Annotated in this window: 14 protein-coding genes and 1 pseudogene; 5 read left to right on the top strand and 10 right to left on the bottom strand. The window is 68.7% G+C overall.

Translation table 11 applies throughout. The features are described 5' to 3' along the window. From MKL11_RS22150 to MKL11_RS22135, 4 genes are all read left to right on the top strand, one after another. On the top strand, positions 1-301 hold a 301-nt coding region (locus tag MKL11_RS22150; protein WP_313900772.1), incomplete at its 5' end, for a hypothetical protein. Between the two features lie 24 nt (positions 302-325). Next, the gene (locus MKL11_RS22145; protein WP_243947350.1) at positions 326-742 is read left to right on the top strand and encodes an ester cyclase; all 417 of its coding nucleotides are present in this window, start codon (positions 326-328) and stop codon (positions 740-742) included. A 142-nt stretch (positions 743-884) separates the two neighbouring features. After that, positions 885-1,079 carry a type II toxin-antitoxin system ParD family antitoxin gene (locus tag MKL11_RS22140; protein WP_243947348.1) on the top strand — a complete coding sequence of 65 codons (195 nt, stop codon included), beginning with the start codon at positions 885-887 and terminating at the stop codon, positions 1,077-1,079. Between the two features lie 7 nt (positions 1,080-1,086). Further along, positions 1,087-4,404, top strand: coding sequence for a PAS domain S-box protein (locus MKL11_RS22135; protein WP_243947346.1), 3,318 nt, complete (start codon positions 1,087-1,089; stop codon positions 4,402-4,404). A 60-nt stretch (positions 4,405-4,464) separates the two neighbouring features. Here MKL11_RS22135 and MKL11_RS22130 read toward each other — a convergent pair whose 3' ends face one another. The 9 genes from MKL11_RS22130 to MKL11_RS22090 form a co-directional block, all read right to left on the bottom strand. Further along, a complete protein-coding gene (locus tag MKL11_RS22130; protein WP_243947344.1) occupies positions 4,465-7,353 on the bottom strand; it encodes a PAS domain S-box protein in 2,889 nt (962 codons plus the stop codon). 95 nt (positions 7,354-7,448) lie between these two features. Then, positions 7,449-9,350: an ATP-binding protein gene (locus tag MKL11_RS22125; protein WP_243947342.1), complete on the bottom strand. Its 1,902-nt coding sequence runs from the start codon at positions 9,348-9,350 to the stop codon at positions 7,449-7,451. Continuing rightward, positions 9,347-10,342: an ATP-binding SpoIIE family protein phosphatase gene (locus MKL11_RS22120; protein WP_243947339.1), complete on the bottom strand. Its 996-nt coding sequence runs from the start codon at positions 10,340-10,342 to the stop codon at positions 9,347-9,349. The genes MKL11_RS22125 and MKL11_RS22120 overlap by 4 nt, the downstream gene beginning before the upstream one ends. A 2-nt stretch (positions 10,343-10,344) precedes the next feature. Further along, entirely contained in the window at positions 10,345-10,749 is a 405-nt protein-coding gene (locus tag MKL11_RS22115) for an anti-sigma regulatory factor (RefSeq protein WP_243947337.1), read from the bottom strand. After that, entirely contained in the window at positions 10,730-11,131 is a 402-nt protein-coding gene (locus MKL11_RS22110) for an STAS domain-containing protein (protein ID WP_243947336.1), read from the bottom strand. The genes MKL11_RS22115 and MKL11_RS22110 overlap by 20 nt, the downstream gene beginning before the upstream one ends. A 4-nt stretch (positions 11,132-11,135) precedes the next feature. After that, on the bottom strand, positions 11,136-12,011 hold the full coding sequence (locus tag MKL11_RS22105; protein ID WP_243947334.1) for an STAS domain-containing protein: 876 nt from the start codon (positions 12,009-12,011) through the stop codon (positions 11,136-11,138). A 120-nt stretch (positions 12,012-12,131) separates the two neighbouring features. After that, the gene (locus tag MKL11_RS22100) at positions 12,132-12,530 is read right to left on the bottom strand and encodes an MAPEG family protein (RefSeq protein WP_243947332.1); all 399 of its coding nucleotides are present in this window, start codon (positions 12,528-12,530) and stop codon (positions 12,132-12,134) included. A 54-nt stretch (positions 12,531-12,584) separates the two neighbouring features. Beyond that, the gene (locus MKL11_RS22095) at positions 12,585-13,082 is read right to left on the bottom strand and encodes a cupin domain-containing protein (protein ID WP_243947330.1); all 498 of its coding nucleotides are present in this window, start codon (positions 13,080-13,082) and stop codon (positions 12,585-12,587) included. A 66-nt stretch (positions 13,083-13,148) separates the two neighbouring features. Continuing rightward, a complete protein-coding gene (locus MKL11_RS22090; RefSeq protein WP_243947329.1) occupies positions 13,149-13,622 on the bottom strand; it encodes an SRPBCC family protein in 474 nt (157 codons plus the stop codon). A 156-nt stretch (positions 13,623-13,778) separates the two neighbouring features. Here MKL11_RS22090 and MKL11_RS22085 point away from each other — a divergent pair, with 156 nt between their 5' ends. Next, the gene (locus tag MKL11_RS22085) at positions 13,779-14,216 is read left to right on the top strand and encodes a MarR family winged helix-turn-helix transcriptional regulator (protein WP_243947328.1); all 438 of its coding nucleotides are present in this window, start codon (positions 13,779-13,781) and stop codon (positions 14,214-14,216) included. A gap of 133 nt (positions 14,217-14,349) precedes the next feature. Here MKL11_RS22085 and MKL11_RS22080 read toward each other — a convergent pair. Continuing rightward, positions 14,350-14,892, bottom strand: a pseudogene (locus MKL11_RS22080) (chemotaxis protein CheB). Positions 14,893-15,093: the final 201 nt, after the last annotated feature.

The raw sequence follows: 15,093 nt of genomic DNA, 5'->3' as shown, positions 1-15,093 counted from the left end.
GACGATGCGCGGCCTCATCTCGGGCGCGGTCCTGGTGGCGCTCGTCGTCATAGGATCCACGCAACTTCAGGCAGGGGACATCATGAAGACGGAGCTCAAGCCGTACAACGTCACCATCCGCGTCTTCGACCCGACCAAGGGCGTGGACAGCGGTCAGGACTACGTGCTGCCGGTCGATAGCCCGGACGTCGAGCACGCCATCGCCTCGACCACCGCCAATGCGGCGTCGTTCACCAAGAAGGCCGAAGGCGGCAAGGCCCTTCCAGTCGCCTTCACCTGCATCAAGGTCGAGGCGCGCTGAGGCGAAGCGAGTCGGAGGAAAACAATGTCGTCGGAATCGAACCAGGATCTGGTGCGAGCGTACTTCGTAGCGTTCCGCGACCGCGACCAGGCATGGTGGGATCGCTTCATCGCCCCTGACTTCGTCCGGCACGACCCCGGCCTCGACTTCGAGGTCCGTGGGCCGGCCGGCGTCGCCAAGCTCGGCCAGGTGCTTCACGGCGGCCTCTCGAACATCGAGATGCCCATCGACGAGGTCATCGCCGAGGGGGACCGCGTGCTTGCCCGTCTGCGCTTCCAGGGCCGACACACCGGTGAGTTCCAGGGCATCCCGGCGACTGGCAACGCGGTCGACATCGTGGTGATGGACTACTTCCGCGTCGCTGATGGCAGGCTGGCCGAGCACTGGGCGCTGACGGACAACCTGACGATGCTCAAGCAGATCGGCGCCGTCGCCGCCTGATCCCGGGATGAGGGCGCCCCGCTGACGAAATTTCGGCAGACATCGAACGCTGCTGCGCGCGCCCGTTGCATCCTCTCACGAAACCGTGCCCGCGGTGGTCCTCAGGTGGCACCCCCTCGCCGTCGCATGATATTCGCCGGTCATGGCTGCCAAGCACCCCCACCACGTCGCGCTGACCGCGGCGCATTCCGCCTACGTCACGGATCAGGTGGCCAAGGGGCACTACGCCTCGGTGAGCGAGGTGGTGCGCGCTGGATTGCGCCTGTTGATCGAGCGCGACAACGTTCGGACCGACCCGTCTGCCACCGCGTCCCACGGCGTGCGTCGGGAAGTGTGATCCGGCCATGAATTCGACCCTGTCCGCGACCTTCGATCCAGCCGGCTTCTTCGACGCCTCCCCCAACCCCTACCTCGTGCTCGACCGACGCCTCCACATCGTCGGGGCGAACAAGGCGTACCTGGCGAGCGTGAAGCGTGACTTGGCGGACATCGTCGGGCGCTGGGCCTGGGACGCGTTCCCGACCGACCCGGAGACCCTGAGGCAGGCCATCGCGTCGTTCGAGCGCGTGATCCGCACGGGGCAGCCCGACACCATGCCGCTGTTGCGCTTCGACGTGCCCAGGCCCGAAGCCGAGGGCGGCGGCATGGAGGAGCGCTACTGGAGCATCACGCACAGTCCCGTCCTGGACGCGGCCGGCGAGGTGGGGACGGTGCTCCAGCACCCCATTGACGTCACTGAGCTCCAGCGCCTGCGGGACGCGGTCGGGAACGTCGAGGATGCGACCGCCACCGAACTCCGGCCTGCCCAGGCCGGCATCTTCAAGCGGGCGCAAAGCGTCCACGAGGCCAACCTCGCGCTCAAGGCGGAGAGCGACCGTCTCCACGAGATGTTCCGGCAGGCGCCGAGCTTCATGGCGGTGCTGCGGGAGCCCGACCACCGGTTCGAGCTGACCAACGACGCCTACCGGCGCCTGATCGGAGGCCGTGACGTGATCGGCCTGACCGTGCGCGAGGCGCTCGGCGAGATCGAGGGCCAGCCATTCTTCGACCTGCTGGACCTCGTCTACACCACCGGGCAACCGTTCATCGGGCGCGGCGTCGAGATCCTGCTCGAATACCGCAAGGGCGAGCCGCGGGAGCGACGCTACCTCGATTTCATCTTCCAGCCGATCCGGGATGGTTCGGATGACGTCTCCGGCATCTTCGTCGAGGGCAGCGACGTCACCGAGATGAAAACGGCCACCGACGAGCTCCGAGAGCGTGAGCAAAGGCTGAGGCTCATCGTCGAGGCGGCTACCGACTACGCGATCCTCACCCTCGATGCCGACGGCATCGTCACGACTTGGTCGACGGGGGCGGCGGGAATCTTCGGCTATTCCGCCGAGGAGATCGTCGGGCGGAGCGCGGACGTGCTGTTTGCGCTGGAAGACCGGGAGGCCGGGCAACTCGCACGGGAAGTGGAAGGCGCCCGCGAGGACGGTGTAGCCCCGGACGTGAGGTGGCACGTGCGCAAGGACGGCGGGCGCGTTTTCCTCAACGGTTCGATGCGTGTCATCCGCGATGCCTCCGGCCGGGAGATCGGCTTCCTCAAGATCGCCCGCGACGAGACGGAGCGTCGGCGTGTCGACGAGAGCCTGCGCCGCAGCGAGGAGCGCTTCCGGACCATCCTCGACACGGTCGAGGCGGCCTTCGCCATCGTGCAGGTGCGGTTCGACGGCGACGTGCCGGTGGACTACCGGTTCGTCGAGGCCAATCCCGCCTTCGAGCGCGAGGCGGGGGTCAACCTGCGCGGCAAGTGGGTCACCGAGTTCGCCCCCGACTTGGAGCGCTTCTGGTTCGAGACCTACGGGCGCGTGGCGAGGACCCGGGAGCCTGAGAACTTCGAGAGCTACGCCAAGGCGTTCGGGCGTTGGTTCGACGTCCGGGCCGTCCCGGTCGGGGACGCGGCCGACCGGCAGATCGCGATCATCTTCAACGACGTGACGGCACGGCGTGGTGCCGAGGAACGACTGCGCGCCAGCGAGGCGCTCGCCCGCGAGAACGCCGAGCGCGTGCAACTCGCCCTGGCCGCCGGCGCGATCATCGGGACGTGGCACTGGGACATCCCCACCGACCGGTTCGTCGTCGACGAGGCGTTCGCCCGGGCCTTCGGCCTCGACCCGACCCTCGGGCACGAGGGCATCCCGCTCGCCGACATCGTCGCCACCGTCCATCCCGACGACCGGGCGGGGCTGGCGCAGGCCATGAGGGAGGCGATGACGCGAGGCGGCGGCTACGCCCACCAGTACCGTACCCGGCGAGCGGACGGGAACTACTACTGGCTGGAGGCGAACGGCCGCGTTGAGCATGCCCCGGACGGCACGCCGTTGAGCTTTCCCGGCGTCCTCATGGACGTGGAGGAGCGTCGTGCCGTGGAGGCGGAGCGCGACCGTGCCACCGCCGACCTGCGTGCGCTCAACGAGACGCTGGAGCAGCGGGTCTCCGAGCGGACGGCCGAACTGATGACGGCCGAGGACGCCCTGCGCCAGTCCCAGAAAATGGAGGCGGTCGGACAGCTCACCGGGGGCGTCGCGCATGATTTCAACAACCTGCTGACCATCATTCGCTCGTCGGTGGACTTCCTGAGGCGTCCGGACCTCGCCCCGGAACGCAAGCAGCGTTACCTCGACGCCGTGTCCGAGACCGTGGACAGGGCCGCCAAGCTGACGGGACAACTGCTGGCGTTCGCGCGCCGTCAGGCGCTCAAGCCCGAGATCTTCGACGTCGGTCAGAAGCTGCGCGGCGTCGGCGAGATGCTGGACACCGTGACCGGCGCGCGCATCCGCGTGCTCACCGAGATGCCGGACGAGCCGTGCTTCATCCTGGCCGACCTGAGCCAGTTCGAGACCGCGCTGGTCAACATGGCCGTCAACGCCCGCGACGCCATGGACGGCGAGGGTACCCTGACGCTGCGGCTCCGGTGCGGGGCGGCGCTGCCCGCGATCCGTGGACACGCCGCCGGCACCATGCCGTTCACGGCGGTGTCGCTAACTGACACCGGCTCGGGCATTCCGGCCGACGCCCTTGCCCGCATCTTCGAGCCGTTCTTCACGACGAAGGAGGTCGGCAAGGGGACCGGCCTCGGCCTCAGCCAGGTCTTCGGGTTCGCCAAGCAGTCGGGCGGCGACGTCGACGTCGAGAGCACGCCGGGTCGGGGCACCACCTTCACGCTCTACCTGTCGGAGATCGAGCCTGAGAACCGCCCGGACGGCGTGGCCGAGCGCGTCGAGGGGCCGCCACCGCTCGGGACCGGCCAATGCGTATTAGTGGTGGAGGACAACATCGAGGTCGGACGCTTCGCCACCCAGATCCTGGAGGATCTCGGGTACCGGACGACCTGGGCCGCCAACGCCGAGGAGGCGCTCGACAGGCTCGGCAGGGACGGCGCCGGGTTCGACGCGGTGTTCTCCGACGTCGTCATGCCGGGGATGGGTGGCGACGCCCTCGCGAAAGAGCTGCGCCAGCGACTGCCCTCGCTGCCGGTGGTGCTGGCCTCGGGATACAGCCACGTTTTAGCCCAGGACGGGGCTCACGGATTCGAGTTGCTGCACAAGCCGTACTCAGCCGACCAGCTGTCCCGCATCCTGCGCAAGGTCACCGCTGCTACCTCCACGGCGCGATGACCCTTGCGACCGTCGGTGCCCCGGCGGGTGACGGTCCCCGGGGCCTTCGGGGCGTCGGTATCACGGCCCGGCGATGAGGTCCCTGATACGGGTGGCCAGCGCCTCCATAACGAACGGCTTGGTCAGAACGGCCATGCCCGGTTCGAGGTGGCCGTTGCCGACGACCGCGTTCTCGGCGTAGCCGGTGATGAACAGGACCTTCAGGTCGGGGCGCGGCACGCGGCCGGCGTCCGCCATCTGGCGACCGTTCATGCCGCCCGGCAGGCCGACGTCGGTGACCAGCAGGTCGATGCGCACGTCCGACTGCAGGACCCTGAGGCCGGCCTGACTGTCGGCGGCCTCGATGGCGGTGTAGCCGAGATCCTCCAGCACCTCGGTGACCAGCATGCGGACGGTGGGCTCGTCGTCCACGATCAGCACGGTCTGGTCCTGCTCCGCCCGGGGTGCATCGCCGAGCGAGGCCATCACGTCGGCCTGCTCGGTCTCGCCGTAGTGCCGGGGTAGGTAAAGGCATATCGTCGTGCCGTCGCCGACCTCGGAGTAGATCCGCACCTGTCCACCCGATTGGCGGACGAACCCATAGATCATCGACAGCCCGAGGCCTGTGCCCTGGCCGATGGGCTTGGTCGTGAAGAATGGGTCGAAGGCGCGCTCGATCACGTCCGGCGGCATGCCTGTGCCGGTGTCGGTGACGCAGAGCGAGAGGTACTGGCCGGGCGGCAGGTCGCGCTCCTTGGCCCCGCGCTCATCCAGCCATTTGTTGGCGGTCTCGATGGTGATCCGGCCTCCGTCCGGCATGGCGTCGCGGGCGTTGATGCACAGGTTGAGCAGGGCGTTCTCAAGCTGCGGCGGGTCGACCAGCGCCGGCCACAGGCCCGACGCGCCGACCACCTCGATGTGGACCGACGGACCCACGGTACGGCGGATGAGTTCCTCCATGCCGCCGACGAGCCTGTTCACGTCGGTGGGCTTGGGGTCGAGGGTCTGGCGACGCGAGAACGCCAGGAGACGGTGCGTCAGGGCGGCGGCGCGCTTCGAGGCGCCCTGGGCGGCGTTGACGTAGCGGTCGATGTCCGTGAGCCGGCCCTGGCTCATCCGGGTCTGCAGCAGTTCGAGGCTGCCGGAGATGCCGGCGAGCAGGTTGTTGAAATCATGCGCCAGGCCCCCGGTGAGCTGCCCGACGGCCTCCATTTTCTGGGATTGCCGAAGCTGTTCCTCGGCCCGGCGCAGGGCCTCGGCCTGCTCCCGCTCCGCCGTGACGTCGCGACCGACCGCGTTGATCAGGCGGTCGTCGGGACGGGTCGACCACGAGATCCAGCGGTAGCTCCCGTCCCGGTGGCGGTAGCGGTTCTCGAAGCGGGCAAACGACGTCCCCTCCGCGGAGCTGCTTGCCCCTTCGAGCGTCTTCTCGACGTCGTCGGGATGGAGAAGCTCGAACAGCGACGTGCCGACGAGCTCGTCCTCGCGCCAGCCGAGCATCGTCAGCCAGGCCGGGTTGACCGCGACGATGCGGCCGTCGAAGCCGCAGCGGAGCATGATGTCGCTCGACAGCTGCCACAGGGCGTTGCGGTCGGTGGTGCGTTCGGCGACCTGCCTTTCAAGGGTGGCGTTCAGCTCGGCGAGGTCGGCCGCCTGCCGCCGCCGGTCGTCGATGTCCGTATTCGTGCCCACCCAGTGCGTGATGCCGCCGTCGGAAGCCCGGACGGGTTCGGCCCGGACAAGGAACCAACGGTAGGCGCCGTCGGCGCGACGGATGCGGAACTCGGTTTCGTAGACCTCGCCGGTTGCCAGAGACCGGCTCCAGGCCTCGCCGGCCGAGGCGAGATCGTCAGGATGGACGATGCGCCCCCATTCCGTCGGGCCTTCGATGGACCCGGGCGGGCTCCCGCTGTAGGCGTAGGCCTGTTCGTTGAACCAGTAGAGGTACCCGTCCGGCCGGGCCGCCCAGACCTGGTTGGGGACGGCCTGGGCGAAGACGCGGAACTGCTCCTCGCTCTCGCGAAGGGCCCTTTCGGAACGCAGGCGCTCCGTCGCACCTCGCACGCGCTCGGCGACCTCCCGCATCAACGCGACCTCGCCCGCGCTCCAGGACCGGTCGGTCGCGTGATTGACGTAGAACAGGGCCACCGACGAGCCTTGCTCGACCAAGGGCATGTTGACGAAGGCCCTGGCGCTGATGCCCTCAAGGGCGGCCGCGTTGTCGCGCGTGCGCGGGTCCAGCGCCGCGTCCGCGACGATGGCCGTCTCGCCGCGCTTCAGGTCCTCGATGTACGTGCCGTAGTCGCGGAAGTTCAGGACGCCGGCCAGGCTCCGGATGCCGGGGGCGTTCCAGTCCCGCTCGATGGTAATGGTCTCGGTGGCCTCGTCGATGATGCCGTACCCGACCCGGCTCACGTCCAGGGCGGTCCCTAGCACCTCGCAGGCGGCGTGGCTCAGGTCGGCCGGCTCGCGGACGTCGCGCAGCCTGTCGGTCAGCTCCAGCAGGGTAGCGCGCCGCATCTCGGCCTCGCGCAACGCTTCCCCGGCCTCGCGCGCCCCGGTCCTGTCGCGAAGGATCTTGAGGAATCCGACGTGTCCGCCGGAGGCGTCCCGGAGCGACATCATCTCGCCGCTCGCCCAGAACCGGCTTCCGTCCTTGCGCAGGTGCCAGCGCTCGTCGGCGGCCCGACCCTCCGCCAGGGAAAGCCGCATCTCGACGGCAGGGCGACCCCCGGCGCGGTCCTCGGGCGTGAAGATCCGGTCCACCGGTTCCCCGGTCATCTCCGACGCGGACCAGCCGAGCACGCGCTCGGCCCCGACGTTCCAGGCGACGACCCGGCGGTCGAGGCCGGTGGCGATCATCGCGAAGTCGACGGCGCTCTCGAAGATGGACCGGTGGAGCACGTCCGGCGCGAGACCGCTGGCATCAGGATACGGCTGCGATGCCCGACCCGTGGCTTGTCCGGACATCACGCCTCGCCTCTCGACACCGTAGATCCCACGACCCGACTTCCGCTTCCGATTCGTCTTTCGCACCGATGTCCTCGGCCTGGCCCCATGTCGCCTTACCCGCCCAGGATCCGCTTTCGGCGCTGCCAGGTGGCGACCTTGCGCAGCAGGCGCGAGAGCTGCTCGATGGAATACGGCTTGTGCAGGAGCTCGAACCCGGAGGTCCCGTTCTCGGCCAGCACGTGGCTGTAGCCGGAGGCCAGCAGCACCGGCAGGTCGTGGTGCGCCGCGCGGATGCGATGCGCGAGGTCGATGCCGTTCATGCCCGGCATCACCACGTCCGAGAACACCACGTCGAAGCGGTCGGCATCCCTCGTGAGTTCGGCCAGCGCCTCCGCGGCGTTCGTAGCCAGCACGGTGACGTAACCGAGGTCGGTCAGCGTCTGCACCGCGAAGGTCCCGACCTCCGCGTTGTCCTCGACCACGAGCACGCAGGTGCCGTGTCCGTCCATGAGCGGCTCCGGTTCGCCGGCGTCCACCGCCCTGCCTCTGCCGGCGACGCGGGGCAGGTAAAGGGTGAAGGTGGTGCCGCGTCCGACCTCGCTCTCGACCGCGACCTCGCCGCCCGACTGCTTGGCGAACCCGAAGACCTGGGAGAGGCCGAGCCCCGTGCCCTGGCCGACGCCCTTGGTCGTGAAGAACGGCTCGAAGATCCGCTCCAGGCCGTCCGCGGGTATCCCGATTCCGGTGTCGCTGATCGAAACCGCGACGAACGGCCCGGTGACGGCGGCGTGGCCTCCCATCGCCGGCATCGCCTCGACCGGCCTCACGCGGATCACCAGCCGGCCCTCGCCGTCCATGGCATCCCGGGCGTTGACGGCCATGTTGACCAGCGCCGTATCGAACTGGCTCGGGTCGGCGTGGACGAAGCAGGTCTCCTCGGGCAGGTCCGTGACGATCTGGATGCGAGAGCCGGTGAGCGTGCCCATCATGTCGCCGATGGACCGCACGCTGTCGCAGGCTGCGAACACCTCGGGCATCAGGGCCTGGCGGCGTGCGAACGCCAGGAGTTGCCCGGTCAGCTTCGCGGCGCGGCCCACGGTATCGGAGATCGCCCCGATATATCGGACGCGGCGATCCTCGGGGAGGTTCGGACGCTTCAGCAGGTCGGTGGACGACTTGATGACGGTGAGCAGGTTGTTGAAATCGTGCGCCACGCCTCCGGTGAGCTGCCCGACTGCCTCCATTTTCTGTGACTGGCGAAGGTTCTGCTCCATCCGCTCCCGCTCGGCCGCCTCGGTCAGCAGGCGCGCGTTCGCATCGGCGAGCTCCGCCGTCCGCGCGGCGACTTGGCTCTCAAGGAGGGTGCCGGCCTCGCGCAGGAGCGTGGCCTGCGCCTCCAGCTCGGCGTGGAGCGCCACCACGCCCCTGTTCGTCTCGGCGAGCTCCCGGTTCAGGCGCTGGGCCTCCTCCTGGCGCTCCGCGAGTTCGGCGAGGCTGCTCAGGAGCTCGCGGTTCTGCTCGCGCAGGGCGACCAGCGGCTCGGCGGTCCTGGCACGGGCGACGTCGTCGGCCAGGCTGACCAGCCCGGGACCCGTGAAGTCCTCGACGCCGGGCGGGAGGCGCTTGCCGAACGTCACCACCGTGCCGTCGCCCGGCGCGGTGTCGATCTCGAAGCGGTCCATCAGGCGGCGCGAGCCGGTGATGCCGATGCCGAGCCCGGTCGTCGAGCGGAAGCGACCTGCCAGGATGGCATCGAGCTCGACGATGCCGGGGCCCTTGTCGCTGACCCTGATCACCAGGAACTGCCCGTCCCGTCCCTGATCGAGGCCGTACTCGATGCGGCCGCCACCGGCGTAGCCGTAGGCGTTGCGCGCGATCTCGGACACGGCCGTGGCGATGCGGGTCTGGTCCTGGACCTCGAAGCCGAGGCGCTCGGCAAGCCGGCGAACGCGCTGACGCACCGTGACGATGTCGTCCTCGTGCGCGACGGCGCTGGTGAGGAGTGGCCACCTCATGGGACCTGTCCCCGCACGACGAGCACGGTGGCATCGTCGCGAGCGCGGGCGAAGTCGCGGAAGATCACGCCGGCCACGAGCGCCGGGTGCGCGCCGGCAATGCCAGGATGGGCGTCGAGAGCCCAGCTCGTCGCGATCCCGTCCGAGCACAGCACGAACAGGTCCTCGGGACTCATGGGGTACTCGAACTCCTGGATGCGTCGCGCCACGTGCCCCGCCGTCCCGGCGAGGCTGACCGTGCGCTTGGTCCCGGTGCCAGAGACGACGGCTCCCAGGACGTTGCCTATGCCCGTGAACGTGAGGGTGGAGGTGTCCCGGGCGTAGCGTGCGACGGATATCGCGCCGCCCCGCGTATGGGACAGGCCCGCATGGATGGCCGACAGGATCGCGGCGGGCGGCTTGTCCTGGTTGCGTCGGAACAGTCGGAGGGCCTCCTCGGAGGCCTTCGCCGCATCCGGCCCATGCCCGAGGCCGTCCGCCACGATGGCCGTCCACCCGTCCGCGCGCTCATGGATGCCGTAGGCGTCGCCGTTCGCGGTCTCCCCCTTCAGGGGCACCGTAACGGAACCGAAGGTCGCCTCGGCTCCCGGGGCGGTGGAACGAACGCCGGACATACGGGCCAGCACCGCCGTTCCCGAGCCCGGCCGAGACACGATGTCGAACGCGTCGGCGAGGCGGCGTACCGCCCCCAAGCCCTCGCCGGCGCTGCCACCGGTGGAATGGCCGTCGCGCAGCGCCGATCCAAGATCCGAGACACCGGGTCCCTTGTCGAGGGCGAGGATCTCGATGCCCGAGCCGGTCCCGTCCTCGTAGGTGCCTACCAGGACCTCGCCCGGCACGCCGTACTTGACGATGTTGGTGGCGAGCTCGGTGACGACCAGGGCCACGCGTCCGGCCGCGGTCTCGTCGAAGCCGATGCCCTGCGCCACGGCGACGGCGCGCCGCCGCGCCTCGGCCACCTGGCTCGCTTCCCTCACGGTGATCCGGTGCATGCTCACTTCCACCGCGCGATGGTCACGCGCGTGCCTGCCCCGGGCGTCGATTCGATATGGAACTCGTTCGAGAGCCGCTTGGCTCCGCCGAGGCCGAGGCCGAGCCCGCCGCCGGAGGTGTAGTGATCGATCATCGCCTGCTCGATGTCAGCGATGCCGGGGCCCTGGTCCTCGAAGGTCAGGCGCAGGCCCCTGCGCATCCCGGCCTGCACGATCTCGGCCCGCATGTCGCCACCGCCACCGTAGTCGAGGGTGTTCCGGGCGAGCTCGCTCGCGGCGGTGACGATCTTGGTCTGGTCGACGAGCCCGAGGCCGATCTCGATGGCGAGCGCGCGGACCCGCTGGCGCACGCGCACCACGTCGTCACCGGATCGGATCGGGAGCGTCTCAGCCTTCGTGACGGTCACGGTCGCCCCCGCGACCGTCCTCCTCCTCGGCGAGCCGCGCCTGGATCAGCGCCATGCCGCGCTCGACGTTCAGCGCGGTCTTGATGCCGGTCAGCTCCAGACCGAGCTCGACCAGGGTGATGGCGACCGCCGGCCGCATGCCGGCCACCACCGTCTCCGCGTCGAGGACGCGCGAGACGGCGGCGATGCTCACCAGCATGCGCCCGATGAAGGAATCGACGATCTCCAGCGCCGAGATCTCCAGCAGGACCCCGCGCGCGCCGGTGCGCGCGATCATCGCGGTGAGGTCCTCCTCCAGCGCGAGGGCGAGGCGGTCGTGCATGTCGACCTGGATGGTGACGATCAGCGCGCCACCGAGCTTGAGGATCGGGATGCGGTCCATGGCGTCAGCGGAGCTCCTCGGTTGACGTTTGCTGGCGCACCACCTTGCGGCCGGTCCGCTTCAACGCCACCGCGAACGCGTCGGCGAGCGTCGCCTTCGAGACGACGTTCAGCTCGACGCCGAGATGAACCATGGTCTGCGCGATCTGCGGCCGGATGCCGGAGACGATGCAGTCAGCACCCATCAGACGGGCCGCCGCGACGGTCTTCAGCAGGTGCTGCGCCACCAGGGTGTCGACGGTCGGCACGCCGGTGATGTCGATGATGGCGATCTCGGCCTCCTCGTCGACGATGGCCTGGAGAAGGTTCTCCATCACGACGCCGGTCCGGGCGCTGTCGAGGGTGCCGATGAGCGGCAGCGCGAGGATGCCGTCCCAGAGCCGGACCACCGGGGTCGAGAGCTCGGCGATCTCCTGCCCCTGGCGCCCGATCACCTCCTCGCGGCTGGCCAGGAACACCTCCATGGTGTGCAGGCCGAGCCGGTCGAGCACCTTGCCTACGGCCCACACTCCGGCCGCCAGCGCCGAGGCGTCCGCGCCCGACGTCCGCCCGAGCGCCTCGAAGATCGGCTCCTTCAGCGAAAACACGAAGTTGGCGGTGTCGGTCGGGGTGAACCCCTGGATCGCCCGCGAGCGGGAGATGTCGGCGAGGGTCTCGCGCAACGACGCGTAACCCTCACTGTCGGCGTCGAGGCCGCCGGCGGCGAGGGCGTCACGGAACTGACCGAGAACGGCCTTGGCCTGCGTCTGGAGCTCGGCCTCGCGGATGCGGCCGCTCTGGAGAGATCCGCTTTCCCTAAGGGCCCCGGTCCAGTCGCCGAGGATCGCGGCCTCGTCCTCCGTCACGGCCCTCTTGAGGACCTCCGTGCCGTCAATGGTCATCCCGTCATCCCTCGTCGTCGTTTAGCGTCTAGCCTGCTCGGCTTGTGGTCGATAGGCGTCATCGCCGCGGTGGGCATTGCCAAGCCAAGTTGTTCCTGGCCTTCGGGACGCCGGTGCCGCTCAACCGGCCCGCAGAAGCAAGGCTACGGCGGCCACCGCGATGACGCCCAAGGTGGCGAGGATGCCGCCGCCGCGGCAGGCGAACTGCACAGGCGAGTTCTTGGCCGCGAACATCCCGAAGGGATGCAGGACGCGGGCGACAAGCAGGACGATCAGGAGCGTCCGCACCAGCGTCGGCCCGCCGCCACCCGCTTCGAGCAGGGCGACGAGGATAAGGGCGAGCGGCACGTACTCGCCGAAGTTGCCTTGGGTGCGGATGCGCTTTTCCAAAGTCTCGTTGCCGCCGTCGCCATGCAGCGTGTCCGAGGAGACCCGGCTTGCCATGACCCAGGCCGAGAGCCCGATGTAGATGAGCGCGAACAGGCCGGCGTAGAAGGCGGTGAGGGTGGGATAGGCCATCGGGAGTCCTGGTTGGGGTCGTGACTGTTGAGGGCTTGTCGGCGGTCGACCGCCTCACTCGGCCTTGTGGCTCGGGTCGTCGGCCGGGTTGACGTAGTTGAGCCCGAAGGGTCTGGAGCCGTTGACCTGGAGCTCGACCGGCTCATCGGTGGTCCAGAGCGAGTGCGGCATGTCCTGCGGCAGGTAGACGAAACCGCCGGCCCTCAGGATCTTGCCGGCCGCCTTGTCGATGGTCTCGCCGTGCTGGTGATAGATCGAGCCGGACAGAATGGTCAGCGTCTCGGGCAGGGAATGGGTGTGGGGCGCGATCACCGTGTTGGCCGGGAGCTTGATGCGCAAGACGAATGGACCGGGCTTGGCCGGGTCGCCTGCGAGCTTGCTCAGCTGCGTGCCTTTGGGGAGGTTCGCCGGACCGGCGCCGTAGATGACGGCGGACGCGTCCTCGATGGCAACCATTCCCTTCGCATCATGGCCGTCCTTCGCCGCGGCGCAGCCGATGCCGGCGATCAGGACCGCGACCGCGAGGATCGGGCTTCGTACGGGATGTCTCATGGGGGCTCCTTCCTCAATCGCTTCGCCCCGCCCGCGACGGCGGCCACCGCGGGCGGGAACGTGGCGCTACCTGGCGTTGTCGGAGATGCCCTTGAGGCCACCCTCGTAGATGCCGCCGACAACCTCCTCGGCCTTGGCGTCGGGCGCGCCCTTGGCCTTGAAGTTGCCCGTCCAGGTCAGCTTGGAACCCTTGCCGTCGGGCGCGACCGAGAGGGTCGACTTGTAGCCCTCGACCGGCAGCGGACTCTCCAGGATGGCGTAGGTGTAGGCCATCGTCCTCTCGTCGCGGGCGACCTGCTCCTCGACGATGGTGCCGCCGCCCCTCAGGGACAGCGTGCGGACCTTCTTGCCGCCCTTCTCGGACAGGACGCACTTCTCGACGGCCGGGTGCCAATTGCCGATGCCGCAGAACTCGCCGATGGTCTTCCAGACGGTGGCCGGTGGCGCCGCCACCATCGCAGTCTTGGTCACGTCGAGGGCGAGCGAGGGCGTGGCGGACAGGACCGCGACAACGACGGCCGATGTCAGGATCTTCCTCATGGCGTTTCTCCTTGTTGGCGGACCCTTGATCCAGGTCTCGCCGGGCCGGGTGGGCTTACGGTCCGGTACACCGCCGCTTGACAGCTTCGTTCATGCGTGGATCATCCAGACCTGAACGGAATTTGAGCGATGGGTTCGAATAAGTCCAGACTCCGGTTGGACGACCAGCTCTGCTTCGCGCTTTACGCCGCGACCAACGCGGTGGTGCGCGCCTACCGACCGATGCTCGCCCAGCTCGGACTGACCTATCCGCAGTACCTCGTCATGCTCGCTCTGTGGCAGGACGGCGCCGCACCGGTCCATGCCGTCGCAGAACGGCTGCAGCTCGGGTCCAACGCAGTGACCCCGCTCGTCGACAAACTGGAGGCAGCCGGCTTCGTTGTCCGCGCACGTGGCGTAGACCGGCGCGTCGTCGTCGTCGCCCTCACCGAGGCCGGCATCAGGCTTGAGGGCGAAGTTTCGGTCGCGCACCAATCCGTCATCTGCCGGACGGGATTGCAGGACCATGACCTTGCGGACCTACGTCAGGAACTTAGAGATCTCAGCGAACGCATGACCGCCACCGGTGTGGTGTCGCAGGACGAGCCTAGCTAGAACGATTTCCGGACAAGTCGGCGAAAGCGCATATGTCGACATACCATGCTTAAACCTGGTTCTCCCAGTAGTCGCCCTCGCCGATCTGGACGTTCGAGCCGAGGCCGGGGGCAAATGAGCAGGCCGAGTCGGCTCAGAAGCTGGCGCAGTGCGCAACCAGCCTCTCAGCAAGGCGTCCGGCAGTAATGGGAGCCTCAGGGTGATCGAGGTTCAGCGCCGCCATGGGCATATCAGAAAACTTGGCCTCATCGAGGTTTTGCAGCAAGCCTAGGCCACCGCGTGCCGTGATCGCAAGAATGCCCGCGGCCCCATGGTTGTTCACGCCGCTGAGCACGATTCCAGCCACGCGCGCGCCGTAAGTTTTGGCGGCTGAGATGAACAAGGGATTGGCAGCCGGACGCGTGAAGTGCTCCTTGATCCGCTGATCCAGCCAGAACGAGGCGAAGCCCAACCGCATGTGGTGGTCGGGCGGCGCGACGTAAATACGGCCACACTCGACCACCTCGCCGTGCCGAGTGAAGGCTACCGGGAGACTACCGTGCGAAGCGAGGATGCTGGGGAGGATGCCTTAGTTCGCCCCTATATGCTGGACGATGAATACGGAGGCGCGGCAGTTGGGCGGCAGCGCGGTGACGATCCGCAGAAGCGGATCCAAGCCACCAGCGGAGGTGGCGATAACGATGATGGCGCCTATTTCACTGTGGCAATCACCGTGGCAGGCTCCGGTTCATCTGCGCCCAGCGGAATGTTCGGAGTAGACCGTCGGCAATTGGGTCGAGTCACAGCCTCGACCGCTAAGACTCCCGCGGCTCGCTCATCCCTGTCCCGGTCAGCAGCTCGCGCCTGGTCGGCGGCAGGAACCACAGCTTGCGCCCGG

Origin of the sequence: Methylobacterium sp. J-077 (assembly GCF_022829365.1) — a bacterium.
In the GTDB taxonomy this organism is placed as follows: Bacteria; Pseudomonadota; Alphaproteobacteria; order Rhizobiales; family Beijerinckiaceae; genus Methylobacterium.
This window is presented reverse-complemented; position numbering and strand designations above follow the sequence as displayed.

Bases quoted from the DNA above. Each gene is read 5' to 3' on its own strand.
- MKL11_RS22130 (WP_243947344.1), bottom strand. From the start codon at position 7,353: ATGTCCGGACAAGCCACGGGTCGGGCATCGCAGCCGTATCCTGATGCC.
- MKL11_RS22095 (WP_243947330.1), bottom strand. From the start codon at position 13,082: ATGAGACATCCCGTACGAAGCCCGATCCTCGCGGTCGCGGTCCTGATC.
- MKL11_RS22125 (WP_243947342.1), bottom strand. From the start codon at position 9,350: ATGAGGTGGCCACTCCTCACCAGCGCCGTCGCGCACGAGGACGACATC.
- MKL11_RS22145 (WP_243947350.1), top strand. From the start codon at position 326: ATGTCGTCGGAATCGAACCAGGATCTGGTGCGAGCGTACTTCGTAGCG.
- MKL11_RS22120 (WP_243947339.1), bottom strand. From the start codon at position 10,342: ATGCACCGGATCACCGTGAGGGAAGCGAGCCAGGTGGCCGAGGCGCGG.
- MKL11_RS22140 (WP_243947348.1), top strand. From the start codon at position 885: ATGGCTGCCAAGCACCCCCACCACGTCGCGCTGACCGCGGCGCATTCC.
- MKL11_RS22090 (WP_243947329.1), bottom strand. From the start codon at position 13,622: ATGAGGAAGATCCTGACATCGGCCGTCGTTGTCGCGGTCCTGTCCGCC.
- MKL11_RS22110 (WP_243947336.1), bottom strand. From the start codon at position 11,131: ATGGACCGCATCCCGATCCTCAAGCTCGGTGGCGCGCTGATCGTCACC.
- MKL11_RS22105 (WP_243947334.1), bottom strand. From the start codon at position 12,011: ATGACCATTGACGGCACGGAGGTCCTCAAGAGGGCCGTGACGGAGGAC.
- MKL11_RS22100 (WP_243947332.1), bottom strand. From the start codon at position 12,530: ATGGCCTATCCCACCCTCACCGCCTTCTACGCCGGCCTGTTCGCGCTC.
- MKL11_RS22135 (WP_243947346.1), top strand. From the start codon at position 1,087: ATGAATTCGACCCTGTCCGCGACCTTCGATCCAGCCGGCTTCTTCGAC.